The sequence below is a fragment of the [Clostridium] innocuum genome (assembly GCA_012317185.1).
GTDB classification, from domain to species: domain Bacteria; phylum Bacillota_I; class Bacilli_A; order Erysipelotrichales; family Erysipelotrichaceae; genus Clostridium_AQ; species Clostridium_AQ innocuum.
This window is the reverse complement of sequence record CP048838.1, coordinates 2636708-2650492: the sequence shown is the minus strand read 5'-3', so window position 1 is coordinate 2650492 and position 13785 is coordinate 2636708. Positions and strand designations below refer to the sequence as shown.

Below are 13785 nucleotides of genomic sequence, written 5' to 3'. Positions count from 1 at the left end.
TCACATCTTTGTATAAAATTATATATGTCTTTTTGACTATCTTTTTATATCTTCTTAAATGTCCGCAAAGCCTTATTTTATAGGCTCTACGGGCATTTTTCTTTTGTGGTAAACCTCACATATCTAGGTCTATCTTCTTATATTTTCGCTATCAAGCGTGGTTAAAATCGTGGTAAATACTTCTTATGCGATTAGACGCTGAACCTCTGATTTTGCGGTATCTATGGACGCATGAGCATACCAGTTCATTGTGATACTGATATTTGAATGCCCCATGATATACTGTAAATCTTTCGGGTTCATGTTCTTGCTTGCCAGCCTTGTGCAGAATGTATGGCGTAGCGTATGCGGTGTGATATGTGGCAAGGGATTGTCCTTGTGGTGCTTGTTGTATTTCTTTATCATACGGACAAATAAGGCGTTGTAATCAATCGCAACTTTGGGCTTGCCTTTATGATTGACAAATAGGAAATTGCTCCGTCCGTCTATCACAAATGGTTCTGCCTTTGGGTGTTTCTTCATAACCCGTTGAAATGCCTGTATTGTTTCTCTGCTTAATGGCACTTGCCTTATTCCGCTCTTTGTCTTAGGCGTTTCAATATAATAACCCTGTTCCTTGCTCTTTAGTAACTGGTGGTCGATAACCACAACCTCATGGATAAAATCAACGTCCATGATTGTCAGTCCGCACAGTTCCGAGATACGAAGTCCTGTCTTTAACAGTATCAGCACATCATCATAATACTTGTGATACACATTGTCCGTCTTGATGAATGAGAGTAGGGCTTGTTCCTGTTCCTCTGTCAATGCGACTTTCTCTTTGGTATCATTTTCTAGGACTTCACTTAACTTGAAATCAAAAGGGTTTTTCCTTACACAATCGTCTTGTATGGCGATATAGAATGACGCTTTTAACGAGCGTTTATGGTTGTTAATGGTGTTATAGGAAAAGCCTTTGTCTTTCATGCGTAATGCCCATTCCTTAGCGTCAGAGGGTTTTATCGTATCAATGCTCCTAGCACCTAACTTGTCCTCTTTCAATAACCGCATGAGCTGTTCCCGTTGTTTCTGTGTGCTTTTCTTCACGTTTGCCCTCTGTGTGTTCTGTTTAGCGTAGAGTTGGCAAAGCGTCATTTTCTTGCCTGTGCTGTCGATACCGTCCTCAATATCCCGTCTTATCTGCTGTTCCAGTTCACGAAGTGAGGGTTTTTCCCGTTTTCCCTTTGGTGTCGGGTCTGTGGGTGTCAATCTCCAAGCATACACATATTTTGTGTTTCCAAATGCGTCCACATATTTATATAAGTATTTTCCGTCTGTTCGTTGGCTCTCTCCAGTATGCAGGATACGTTCTTTGCTATCCCGTCTTTTTTCTTTCATGGTGTCTGCTCCTTTCCTTGTTGGAAAGAGCCTTGATATGACTTGTGTTCATCATAACACATACAAGGCTCATTTGCATTAGATTGCGTCCAATTTGTCAATGACCTTTTCAAATTGTCGGCGTTTAATCTGTATGCGGTTGCCATTCATAATGAGCCAGCCAGCGTCCTTGTTTTCCTCTGCCAATCGTCTTAACTTGTTTTCTCCGATACGGAAATATTTTGACGCTTCTTCAATGGTAAGGGTGTACTTTTCCCATACAGGAATATCGTTGTTATTCATTAGATACCCCCTTTCCCTTGTTTTGTGTCATACTGGATATAGGGGATAAGGTCGGTGCGGTTTATCCTCTGTAAGTGGGCGGTTAGTTTGCTGGAAAGGGAATTACTGTATCTTGCCTTATCAAGCATAGTTCCCACTTTTTCCAGTCCACCTAATGCGTCATGTTCTTCTAAGAAGTAAAAACTTTTGACAGCGGAAATCACGCCACCCTCTGTGAGCCATTGCTGTGTTTCTTCAAGAGAATTATGTAGTTTCGGTACTTGCACTTTCAAGACTTCCACAGCCCCTAAAAAGCGTTCCCAAAACCGACACGTTTTCCATCTGCTCTTATTACTTTCATTTCTGTTTGGCACGACAAAGCGTAGGTTGTTTGCCAATAGCCCGAAAGCCAGTTCCCCAAGTTCCAGCGGTCTGTCTTTGAATGTCATGGCAAAAGCATGAGCCTTATCATCACGCAGTTGCATTTCTGTCCGTTTCCAACTGCCAACTTCATCAAGTGTCTTATTATGTTTTGAACAGACTTCCTTATCTTTATCATAAAAGCGGTAGGACAATCCCGATTTACCAGCACCGATATAAACAGTCTTTGCGGTGTCGAAATCATCAAACTTGCTTTCGTCAAAGTGGTAGCCCTCACTATTAGAAATAAATTCCTCTTTTTCGCATTTCTTCTTTATCTGCTCTATGGTAAAGAATGGCTTTTCGTTCTTATCATCAATGGCAATATCAAGTCTTGTAAAATGGAAGTTATCCAGTCCGTATCTTCGCTCACAACGTCGGAACATATCTCCAAAGGTACAATTCCTACTATCGAGAATACGGAAAATATCATCACAACCTCTGCCAGTCATAACAAGATAACAGCCTAGCCCCTGTGGGTTGTCCTCTGTCTTTCTTGCGTCCCCCGATACATAAATATCTCCAATCTGCCAGCGTGCTTGATAAGTCTTGAATTTTATCGTTGCTGGATAAACATTGAAAATGTCAGTCGGTAAACCTAAAATGTGCATGATTACATCTTCAGCGGTTGCAGTATCAAATACAATGCTGATGTAATCAATCTTAACGGATAAATTTTTGTGTGTAGTTATAGTGCATTACTCCTTTCGTACTTCCCGTTTTTTTGCGGGGTAAAAATCGTGTTTTGTCCTTTATTTATCACAGTTTCTAGGTACTATGACATGTATGCGCAGGGCGGTGTTACATATACGCCCTCTGCGAACGCCTTTAGGCGTTCCTTTTCCAAAAGGAACTGTCTGTCCGAACACGTCTGGGGGACGTGCCCCGTCCAGCCAGCCCCTTTTGGAAACCACTATTTTCGGTCTGATAGTCCATGCTTATTCATGCTATCAAAGTGAAAATGTATCTTCTCTATGCTTACTCAAGCGTGTGATTGACCTTATCGTGCTTAATCACTCTATCTGATACGATAATAACGCCATTAGAATTACTTGTCAAGAAGTTTTTGTTGACTTTTAGATGTAGATTAAGTATGATATGCTTATAAATACCAAGAAAAGCAACGAAAGGAGCGGTTATACTAAGTTATGGAGCATTACGAAAAGAAAATCAGTTTCTTAGGAGAGAACATACAGACCATAAGAAAACACAGAGGAATGAAACAACAGGAACTTGCGGATAAAATCGGTATCAATATGCAGAGCCTTTCCAAGATTGAACGAGGTGTGAATTTTCCTACCTTCGATACATTAGAAAAGATAATGGACGTGCTGGGTGTAATGCCCAATGAATTATTATCGGGAGAATGGAAGTATGTTAATCAATCCGAAAAGGAAGTCTGCCAGTTTTTAAGAATTGAAGAACGATTAAATGCAGAACTAAAACATGGACATTATGACAACTTCTTTGACAGCGAGGAAGAATGGCTGGAATATGAGTTGGAAAAGTTACGGGAATATATTACCGACTACATCAACGGGAAAAGTATTGTAGCGTCCGACCTTTATCCAATCAAAGAATTTATCCAGCATTTGAAGTTTCAAAAACTGTTAGACCGCTATGATGATTTATACAGCATGGATATGTTCGGGGAAAGCATAGAGGGACATAAATATAGGACACCTTATCAAGTCGTAAAAATGATAAACCCCAATTCAAAAGAAGATATGGAATTATTACGGGAAGTATTGAAAAATAACCATTTTGATGATGAGGACGAATAACTTTTTCCCTCTTTGTAGAAGATACAGCAAACAAAAAGCCCAGTAAAGAGTGCAAAGCACCACCAATGGTGGCAAGGCTCTTGACAGGGCTTTTTCTTTTCTGTGGAGGGTAATCAAGAGGAAGAAAAGATAAAATTTGATTTGTGGTAAATCGGATAATATCAATGAAATTGTCACGGTACAAATTTGGGCTATATAAGGAATAGTAACTGGAAGATTGTAGGGTAATCAAAAAGGCGTGTATTTTAAATCAGAGATACACGTCTTTGAAATGAATGAAATTCAATGAATTTTATTCATTGACAATCGTTCATTCACGAGATATAATTTTAGTGAAAGGAGTTGATTACATGAATATTACGAAACAAAAATCACAAAAGACTTTTGATAAGCAAGCTGCCGATTATGATACAAATATTCAGGGGGAACATGCTCGAAAACTCTATAAGCCGATTATAGAAAATTTAAAAAATAAGAATATACATTCTATATTAGATTTAGGTTGTGGAACGGGTGCGTTACTTAAAGAAATAAAAGAATTAAATATAGCAGAACAACTATTTGGAATAGATATATCTCCCAATATGCTTGAAATTGCAAAAAATAAACTAGGAAATGATGCAACACTTATCTTAGGCGACTCTGAGAGATTACCTTTTGAAGATAGTTCTTTTGACGCCATTGTATGTAATGACTCATTTCATCATTATCCACAACCAGATATTGTAGAGAAAGAAGTGTCTAGGTGTTTAAAGCAAAATGGAGTTTTCATTATCGGTGATTGTTGGCAACCAATCGGAGCAAGACAGATAATGAATTACTATATGAAACACAGCAATAGTGGAGATGTAAAGATTTATTCAAAAAAGGAAATGTTGTTATTATTATCAAAAGACTTCCACGAAATTGAATGGAAATCTTTTGGCACAAGATCTTGTTTAATTATAGCATACAATAATTAAACCGCAAGAAAGGAAAGAAAACAATGCGTATTTCAAAAGAACCAGAGGAACGTAAACAAGAAATTTTAGAAACAGCCATTAAATTATTTAGTGTAAATGGGTTTGAAAAAACTTCAATATCAGACATAGCAAAAGAAATTGGAATAGCACAAGGATTATGTTATAGATATTTCCCATCAAAAGATGTACTTTTTCAGTCTGCTATCAATGAATATTCAAATATTTTAGTCGCCAATATGACAAAAAATATAAATATAAAAAAGGATAGTTTAAAAGATATTTTGCGGAAGATGATACTTTTTGCAGAACAAGAAGATGATACATATTATCCAGTTTTTCATAATAACCAAAATAAAAATTTCCATAATTTATTAACATTGAATGTATGTGAAAAACTTTTTCCTATTGTATCTGAAATTATTGAAAGAGCAAATTACACAAATGAAATACAAGTCAATGATGTTGAAATGTATGCCAGTTTTTGCATATATGGACAACTAGGAATTATTTTAAATACCGATATATCAATTAAAGAAAAGAGTTCACGGATAAAGGCATTTTTTAGGGACTTGTTTAGGCTTTAAATCTTCCCCTGCCAAAAGGCAGGGAATATTTAAATAAATTAAATGAATAATTTTCATTCAATAGGAGGAATTAAAATGAACAAAAATATTGATTTTGTAAACGGAAACACAAAAAAATGTTTACTTGAAATGACTGTTCCTATGATAATAGCTATGTTTTTAAATATGGCATATAATCTCGTAGACAGTCTTTGGATTGGAAATTTGTTAGGTGAGCAGGCATACGCAGCGTTAACAAACTCGACACCTATTATTTTAATCTTAACTTCAATTGGTATGGGAGCAACAAACGGGTTAGCCATTCTATTATCACAGGTAATTGGTGCGAAAAATGAGCAAAAGAAAAAGAATATTATAGTTACTTCTTTTTTTGTATCTATAATTCTTTCAGTGTTTATGACAATTGTGTTGGAGATTTTTTTAGAGCCTATTTTGATAGTTTTAAATACACCGACTGAAATTTTTGATATGGCAAAAAATTACTTATCTATATATGCTTTGGGATATGTAGCAGTTTATTTGTATTTATACTTTACAGCCATTTTAAGAAGTTTTGGCAATACTATGTTTCAAGCAGTTGCAATGCTTGTGTCTACTTTATTGAATGCTATTTTAGATCCTATTTTCATTAACATAATTGGATTTCACGGAGCGGCAATCGCAACCTTAATATCACAGATTATTTGTTTGGCGTTTATGTGCATTTATATTTATCGTAAAAAATTATTTAACCTTTCACTATCTGATTTTGATACAAAAGAGATTATGCCGTTTGTAAAAAATGCTGTGCCGTCTGTCATTCAACAAAGTATTCCTGCTATTAGTACAACATTTTTAACTGCTATTGTTAGTACTTATAGTATTTCTGCTATTGCTGGCTACGGAGTTGCTGGAAAATTAGAAATGATATTATTTTATCCTGCTATGGCTCTTAATATGGTGTTGACTTCAATCGTAGGGCAATGTATTGGAGCACAACGTATCGACAGAGCAAAGAATTATCTGAAATTGGCGTTAAAATATGGTATTGTTGTTTCAAGTGTATTATCAGCAGTTGTTATTTTCTTCTCTAAACAGTTGGCAAAATTGTTTGTTTCCAACGTAGCTGTAACAAATGTTGTCAGCCATTATTTTTTAATTGTTAGTATCGGTTATGTTCTTTACACTATTACTAGTTGCTACTTAGGTACTTTAAATGGTATAGGAAAACCAACAAAAAGTATGATACTAATGATATTCTACTATATTATTATTCGTATTCCTTTTGCCTATCTATTATCTTGGCTGGCAGAAAATTTAAATGGTGTTTGGATAGCGATTTTAATCAGTCACATAGTCGCCTGCATTATAACTATTTTAACAAGTAATCAAATTATTAAGCGGTTATATGGAAAACTTTATGATAGGACTAAAAAAGCAAGATATAAAAGCATTGAAAGTAACTGCTGTGGAAAGTTTTAGGAATAATCTTATACGATTATGCACTACCTAACAGCATTTTATCAACAACTAAATATTTTACAATATTAAAAGTTCGTACAGACGGTATATTTTGTACGGACTTTTTTCTTGTTCTTCTTTTTGTATTTTCCAAAGATATAGACGGTATCTCCGTTTATATATTTCAGCGTATGCGGAAAGGAGGTGAGATTATGAACCCATCTTCTTTCGAGCATATCGTTAGAATACAGTTTAATGCTTTGATGATGACTGTTATTAAATGCACAGTAAAAAACAGAAACAGACAGTTTGCAAGACGTTCTAAGCGTGAAGTTTTATTCTGTGAATTATCAGATACGAAAAATGTTGAATGTGTAACTAAGGATAACTATTCTTGTGATTACATTTCGTTTGAAGTCTTGAATTTTACAATTCAAATATCAAATGAGAAACTTGCTGTTGCTTTATATAAGTTATCGAATAAAGAGCGTGATGTAATTCTATTACGCTATTTTCAAAGTATGAGCGACCAAGAAATAGCCGAATTATATCATGTATCACGTTCTGCTATTTATCGCAGAAGAAGTAACGGATTGAAGAAACTAAAAACAGTATTGAAAGAAAGGAATTGAACCAATGAAAAAAGAATATGGCTACCCTACATTAAAAGTAATATGTCAAGCGTCTGCTGGAAATGAAACTGCCATAAGAGAGATTTTGAAGTTTTATGACGCTTATATATGTAAATTATGCTTGCGTCCGTTTTACCACTCTGAAAGTGGTAAAATCATTATGCAGGTTGATGAAGAATTAAAAGGTCAAATCCATACAGAAATGATGAAAGCAATCTTGAAATTTGAAATCAGAGTAAAATAATCATACTACATGAATGAAAAACGGGAGATACACAGATATTTGTGCTATCTCCCATGTTGTTTTTGTGTCATATCAAGGCTCATTCAATCGTGGTAAATTCGTGGTAAAATGAATAGTTTTCTATACTTCAAAATGTTTGAAAGTATAGTGTTTATGCGGATAATCAAAAATCAGATATAAAATTTTAATTAAACAATCTTATTTTATTACAGTATAGAATATCAATAGACTTCTATTATAAATGCGTATATTCTGTTTATGAACCAGCAGGATAGTACCCTTATGTGAGAAAGGAAATGGATATTCGGTCATGCGCAAAGATAAGAATGTGACTATATACTGAATTTAATATTTATCAAAAAGCATCATGTGCTGATTTAGGTGGATAATGCATAAATTGCTGTGCCGTTTGCAATTCGTGAATATAAAAGATCTTCGTTATCTAAAAAAGCAGCACTAGTCAAGGTTTCTATGGATGATATTGTTATGCAGTTTCTTGAAAAGGATAAGTCCATATTCTGGTACAGTCATACTATAAACCTGATTTATCCAGAATTAAAAAGGAGGGGGTGATGTATGCATTTAAAAATATCGACCGATTATGCAGTACGAATCGTTCTCTATCTTGCGAAAAAAAGGCAGCTTGTTCAGTCAAAGGAATTATCGGAACAGCTGCATATTCCACAGGGCTATGTTTTAAAAGTTGCCAGTATCTTGAAAGAAGCACAGATCCTGGAAGCAGTTACTGGTATCGATGGCGGTTTTCGACTCGTAAAGCATCCAAGAGACATCCCCATCTATGATGTGATTCGAGCAATGGAGACGACCATGCAGATCAACCGGTGCCTTGAAAAAGACCGCTACTGCAGTCGAGATGCCGGTTCCTTTTGCCAGGTCCGTCATTTTTATGAAAAGATACAGTCGTATCTGGATCACATGCTGCTATCAACAAGCATACAGGAGCTTCTAGAAATGGAATGAAGGGAAATATGAGGGTACCAAACTGGTTCTAATTATTTTAGAAAGAAACGAAAAGAAAGGAGAAATCGTTTATGGAGAAAAATAAGCCGAGTTTTCTTTCCTGTGCAAAAAGACAGCAAAGATGGGCGATACGAAAATTGAGTATTGGCGTGTGCTCTGTATTACTGGGCGTCATGTTGATGGTGCCGTCTTTGGGTACCGTCTATGCACAGGAAAATAGAGGACTGGATACTACAACACATTATACGGCAACCGGAATTGATAACAATGCCAACCTACGTTATAGCTCTACTGTTTTCAATAAAGTTGAGGATGACGACAGTTTATCTATGACATTTACATATTGGTTTAGTGGAAGCGCAGGATGGGGGACAGACCCTGCGAACAAATATGCTGGGAAATATCTTTTGAGTTTTACCAACAATACCTTTTATAAACAGATCGATAAAGTTATTTTAGCTGATATTAGTCTGGAAAAGCATAACGATGGCGCAATGTGGTCTCTGCCAGTTACAAAGCTGCCTAACTATGCTTTGATAGGTTTATCACGTAACCAGCCTGTTAAAATCACGCTGAAAAATGGACAGACATTGGAAAGTCTTAATTTACAAGATACTCCAATTGGATTTAATTCCGTTTTGACGACCAATAAAGGAGCTATAGCCTCGAACAGTATTTCTAATGGTTATATCTTGCTGAATAATAAGAAGAATGAGAATGAAAAGGAATCAGGGTTTACAAAAGGTAAAGCGAATCAAAGAATTAAATTTAATATTGATGATATGACCATTCGTTCTATACACACCTTCAAACCTGATGAGAATTTCCTACAGACAGATTATAGCTGGGTTGTGTATGTGAAAGAACAGATAGCACCAGAGTTGCTTCCATATATTGATACAGATAATATTAAAATATATTGCTCTGATCTGGATGGCGTAAAGATTAACAAAAATCATGAAGAATTCACGGTTCCAATTAACGACCAAGGCTTAGTGGACACAAGCCAGGTTCCAGAACTAAGCATCATCGGCAATGATACAAAGGCGCAGTTAGATGCAGCAAGAAAGAATATCGACCGAATCTTTTTTGGAACGCTTGGACAAAGCCGTAGCTATACGATTTCCTATAAACTAAAAGATAGCGTAACTCTTTCCGATTTTGCAAGAGCAGCTAATGAATATATTAAGAAAAATCAACAATCCTTCTTATTTGATAGCTGGATGGAAGCAGACTATCTGAACACTAAACAAGGTGTATCAACAAATGATAATGGAGATGCTCCAAAGCAGTTGAATAATTCGTATGCAAATGCTTATCTGGATGCGAATGATACGGACAAAGATGGTCTATTTGATTTTGTTGAATGGAAGATTGGTACCGATACTACTAAGGTAGATACAGATGGTGATGGTGTACCTGATGGACAGGAATTTATGATAGATCTGACAGAACCAAACAACGCTGCCGATTATCTAGTATCAAAACCAACTACTACAACGACAACATTCGATTCCACTAAAAAGACAACGATCGAAGGAACTGTTCCAAAGACATTGATTGCTGATCCAGCAGACCCGGCAAGACTGATCCAAATCACAAATGAAAATGCTGGAAATGTAATCGTCAAGCTTCAAGGCTATGATAAAAATACGAAAACATACACCACTGATGAATATGGTACAGTCAAGATTCCATATAAGGATCTGGTAGCCGGAAATTTCTCTTTGGATGTTAACGCAAACGTAGTGCCAGATGGTACAGAGGTTGTTCTGGTTGCATATAGTCCAAATGCAGACAATCCCATTATGGGAGACCCATTTACATTCACTACACCAGATGCGGACAAATACAATGTAAAGGGTGGTACGCTGAACCAGGACTACGGAAAGAAAGCGGAAGAGGCTGCAATTTTGGACAAAGTCACAGTAACAGAAACCAAGGATGGGCAAGAGGCTCCGACACCAGCAGAGAAAGTGAAAACCAAAGTGATCAAAGGTGAGATTCCTACTCCTACTGCAGATGGTGCAGACCAGACCGTGACCGTGGAAGTAACCTACGCAGACGGAACCAAGGAAGATGCTACCGTAACGATCGCTTACGGGGAAGCAAAGGATGCCTATGTTCCGGAAGGACAGAAGGTGGATGTCAATAAAGGCGAAGACCCAAGCGCAGAAGCCGGAATCAAGAACAAAGACGATCTTCCGGAAGGAACAACGTATGATTGGAAGACACCAGTGGACACGGATACACCGGGAGAAACCACAGGAACGATTGTAGTAACCTATCCAGATGGAAGCAAAGAAGAAGTGGAAGTTACAGTCAATGTCGTTGATCCGGCAACAGATGCGGACAAATACAATGCAAAGGGTGGTACGCTGAACCAGGACTACGGAAAGAAAGCGGAAGAGGCTGCAATTTTGGACAAAGTCACAGTAACAGAAACCAAGGATGGGCAAGAGGCTCCGGCACCAGCAGAGAAAGTGAAATCCAAAGCGATCAAAGGTGAGATTCCTACTCCTACTGCAGATGGTGCAGACCAGACCGTGACCGTGGAAGTAACCTACGCAGACGGAACCAAGGAAGATGCTACCGTAACGATCGCTTACGGGGAAGCAAAGGATGCCTATGTTCCGGAAGGACAGAAGGTGGATGTCAATAAAGGCGAAGACCCAAGCGCAGAAGCCGGAATCAAGAACAAAGACGATCTTCCGGAAGGAACAACGTATGATTGGAAGACACCAGTGGACACGGATACACCGGGAGAAACCACAGGAACGATTGTAGTAACCTATCCAGATGGAAGCAAAGAAGAAGTGGAAGTTACAGTCAATGTCGTTGATCCGGCAACAGATGCGGACAAATACAATGCAAAGGGTGGCACGCTGAACCAGGACTACGGAAAGAAAGCGGAAGAGGCTGCCATTCTGGACAAAGTCACAGTAACAGAAACCAAGGATGGGCAAGAGGCTCCGGCACCAGCAGAGAAAGTGAAATCCAAAGCGATCAAAGGTGAGATTCCTACTCCTACTGCAGATGGTGCAGACCAGACCGTGACCGTGGAAGTAACCTACGCAGACGGAACCAAGGAAGATGCTACCGTAACGATCGCTTACGGGGAAGCAAAGGATGCCTATGTTCCGGAAGGACAGAAGGTGGATGTCAATAAAGGCGAAGACCCAAGCGCAGAAGCCGGAATCAAGAACAAAGACGATCTTCCGGAAGGAACAATGTATGATTGGAAGACACCAGTGGACACGGATACACCAGGAGAAACCATAGGAACGATTGTAGTAACCTATCCAGATGGAAGCAAGGAAGAAGTGGAAGTTACAGTCAATGTCGTTGACACGACACCACAGGCTACTGACACAGAACTGTATACGGCGCAGGGGGGAGTTGTAAACAAACCATATGGGCAGACAGCTACGAATGATGAAGTCATAGGTGTCGTAACGACAGATGCACCAGCCGAGAAGATACAGTCAATCGTGGCAGTAGATGCGATTCCAACGACAGGACAGAATCAGCCAGTGAATGTGAAAGTGACTTATGTAGATGGAACCAATGATACAGTCATTGTAACGGTCAACTATGGCTTGGCAACAGATGCATATGATCCGGCAGGGCAGGCAATCACAGTCGACAAAGGAAGTCAGCCAAATGCAGCAGATGGTATTGCCAACAAAGCAGACTTGCCAGCAAATACAACCTATGGATGGGCTGCACCAGTGGATACCAGCACACCAGGAACAACCTCGGGAACAATCGTAGTAACGTATCCAGACGGTTCTACGGATCAGGTAACAGTGGACGTTATTGTAAATGAGAATGCGACCAATACAGAACTGTATACAGCACAGGGGGGAGTTGTAAACAAACCATATGGACAGACAGCTACGAATGATGAAGTCATAGGTGTCGTAACGACAGATGCACCAGCCGAGAAGATACAGTCGATCGTGGCAGTAGATGCGATTCCAACGACAGGACAGAATCAGCCAGTGAATGTGAAAGTGACCTATGCAGATGGATCAAACGATACAGTCATTGTAACGGTCAACTATGGCTTGGCAACAGATGCATATGATCCGGCAGGACAGGCAATCACAGTCGACAAAGGAAGTCAGCCAAATGCAGCAGATGGTATTGCCAACAAAGCAGACTTGCCAGCAAATACAACCTATGGATGGACTGCACCAGTAGATACCAGTACACCGGGTACGACATCGGGAACTGTAGTTGTAACATATCCAGACGGTTCTACGGATCAGGTCACGGTGGATGTTATTGTAAATGACAACCGGACAGATGCAGAAAAATATACTCCAGAGGGACAGGAAGTCAATGTCAATAAGGGAGAAACTCCAAATCCAGAGGATGGAATCAGAAATAAAGATGACCTTCCAGAGGATACGAAGTACGAATGGAAGACACCGGTAAACACCGATAAGCCAGGGGAAACACCGGGCATCATTGTAGTAACTTATCCGGATGGAACAACAGAAGAAGTGGAAGTAAAGGTCAATGTGACAGATCCGCGTACAGATGCGGATAAATACGATCCGGAGACGAAACCGGAAATCATAAAGCCGGGAGAAAACCCTGATTTAACAGATAATGTAACAAATCTTGATGACCTTCCAGAAGGAACCCAAATTAAAGATATCACTCCAGAGGGAACTATTGATCCAAATAAACCTGGAGAATATGAGGGAACATTAGAAATCCAATATCCTGATGGAAGCAAGGAAACGGTAACCGTGAAAGTCACAGTGGAAAAACCTGCAAGTACAGTAACTCCGGTTAACAATCAGCAGAATACGCAGACGAACAAGGTGACGAAGGTCACAACTTCTGGACCAAAGACTGGCGACTTTACAAATCTAGGTGTGCATACAGCAGCAGCGATAGGCTCTATTGCGACCCTTGCCGGACTATTCTTTGCGAGAAAACGCAGAAAAGTTGACGAGGAACAGTAAAAGAAACAACGATTGTATAGCATAACGACTTGATTCAGCACAGTACTCTTCTTAGAGGGTGCTGTGCTGATTTCATTCAAAACTTCATAGCCAAAGAAGATAACGATAGGAAAAACAC

11 protein-coding genes and 1 pseudogene are annotated in these 13785 nt (G+C 38.6%); 9 read left to right on the top strand and 3 right to left on the bottom strand.

Annotation, left to right across the window (positions count from 1 at the left end; genetic code table 11):
* Window positions 1-14 precede the first annotated feature (14 nt).
* Window positions 15-176: pseudogene (locus tag G4D54_12895) on the top strand (cobalamin-binding domain-containing protein).
* Between the two features lie 7 nt (window positions 177-183).
* On the opposite strand, the gene G4D54_12890 reads toward G4D54_12895, so the two are convergent.
* From G4D54_12890 to G4D54_12880, 3 genes are all read right to left on the bottom strand, one after another.
* Window positions 184-1377: a site-specific integrase gene (locus G4D54_12890; GenBank protein QJA03279.1), complete on the bottom strand. Its 1194-nt coding sequence runs from the start codon at window positions 1375-1377 to the stop codon at window positions 184-186.
* 78 nt (window positions 1378-1455) lie between these two features.
* Window positions 1456-1659, bottom strand: coding sequence for an excisionase (locus G4D54_12885; GenBank protein ID QJA03278.1), 204 nt, complete (start codon window positions 1657-1659; stop codon window positions 1456-1458).
* Window positions 1659-2750 carry a replication initiation factor domain-containing protein gene (locus G4D54_12880; protein ID QJA05200.1) on the bottom strand — a complete coding sequence of 364 codons (1092 nt, stop codon included), beginning with the start codon at window positions 2748-2750 and terminating at the stop codon, window positions 1659-1661. The genes G4D54_12885 and G4D54_12880 overlap by 1 nt, the downstream gene beginning before the upstream one ends.
* Before the next feature lie 456 nt (window positions 2751-3206).
* Between G4D54_12880 and G4D54_12875 the strand changes: the two genes are divergently transcribed.
* From G4D54_12875 to G4D54_12840, 8 genes are all read left to right on the top strand, one after another.
* A complete protein-coding gene (locus G4D54_12875) occupies window positions 3207-3842 on the top strand; it encodes a helix-turn-helix transcriptional regulator (GenBank protein QJA03277.1) in 636 nt (211 codons plus the stop codon).
* Window positions 3843-4192: 350 nt separating this feature from the next.
* Window positions 4193-4804: a class I SAM-dependent methyltransferase gene (locus G4D54_12870; protein QJA03276.1), complete on the top strand. Its 612-nt coding sequence runs from the start codon at window positions 4193-4195 to the stop codon at window positions 4802-4804.
* A 23-nt stretch (window positions 4805-4827) separates the two neighbouring features.
* On the top strand, window positions 4828-5388 hold the full coding sequence (locus tag G4D54_12865) for a TetR/AcrR family transcriptional regulator (protein QJA03275.1): 561 nt from the start codon (window positions 4828-4830) through the stop codon (window positions 5386-5388).
* 75 nt (window positions 5389-5463) lie between these two features.
* The gene (locus tag G4D54_12860; GenBank protein ID QJA03274.1) at window positions 5464-6849 is read left to right on the top strand and encodes an MATE family efflux transporter; all 1386 of its coding nucleotides are present in this window, start codon (window positions 5464-5466) and stop codon (window positions 6847-6849) included.
* A gap of 170 nt (window positions 6850-7019) precedes the next feature.
* On the top strand, window positions 7020-7460 hold the full coding sequence (locus tag G4D54_12855) for a sigma-70 family RNA polymerase sigma factor (protein QJA03273.1): 441 nt from the start codon (window positions 7020-7022) through the stop codon (window positions 7458-7460).
* Window positions 7461-7464: 4 nt separating this feature from the next.
* Window positions 7465-7704 carry a helix-turn-helix domain-containing protein gene (locus G4D54_12850; GenBank protein ID QJA03272.1) on the top strand — a complete coding sequence of 80 codons (240 nt, stop codon included), beginning with the start codon at window positions 7465-7467 and terminating at the stop codon, window positions 7702-7704.
* A 576-nt stretch (window positions 7705-8280) separates the two neighbouring features.
* Entirely contained in the window at window positions 8281-8685 is a 405-nt protein-coding gene (locus G4D54_12845) for an Rrf2 family transcriptional regulator (GenBank protein ID QJA03271.1), read from the top strand.
* Window positions 8686-8756: 71 nt separating this feature from the next.
* Window positions 8757-13667 carry a YSIRK-type signal peptide-containing protein gene (locus G4D54_12840; GenBank protein QJA03270.1) on the top strand — a complete coding sequence of 1637 codons (4911 nt, stop codon included), beginning with the start codon at window positions 8757-8759 and terminating at the stop codon, window positions 13665-13667.
* Window positions 13668-13785: the final 118 nt, after the last annotated feature.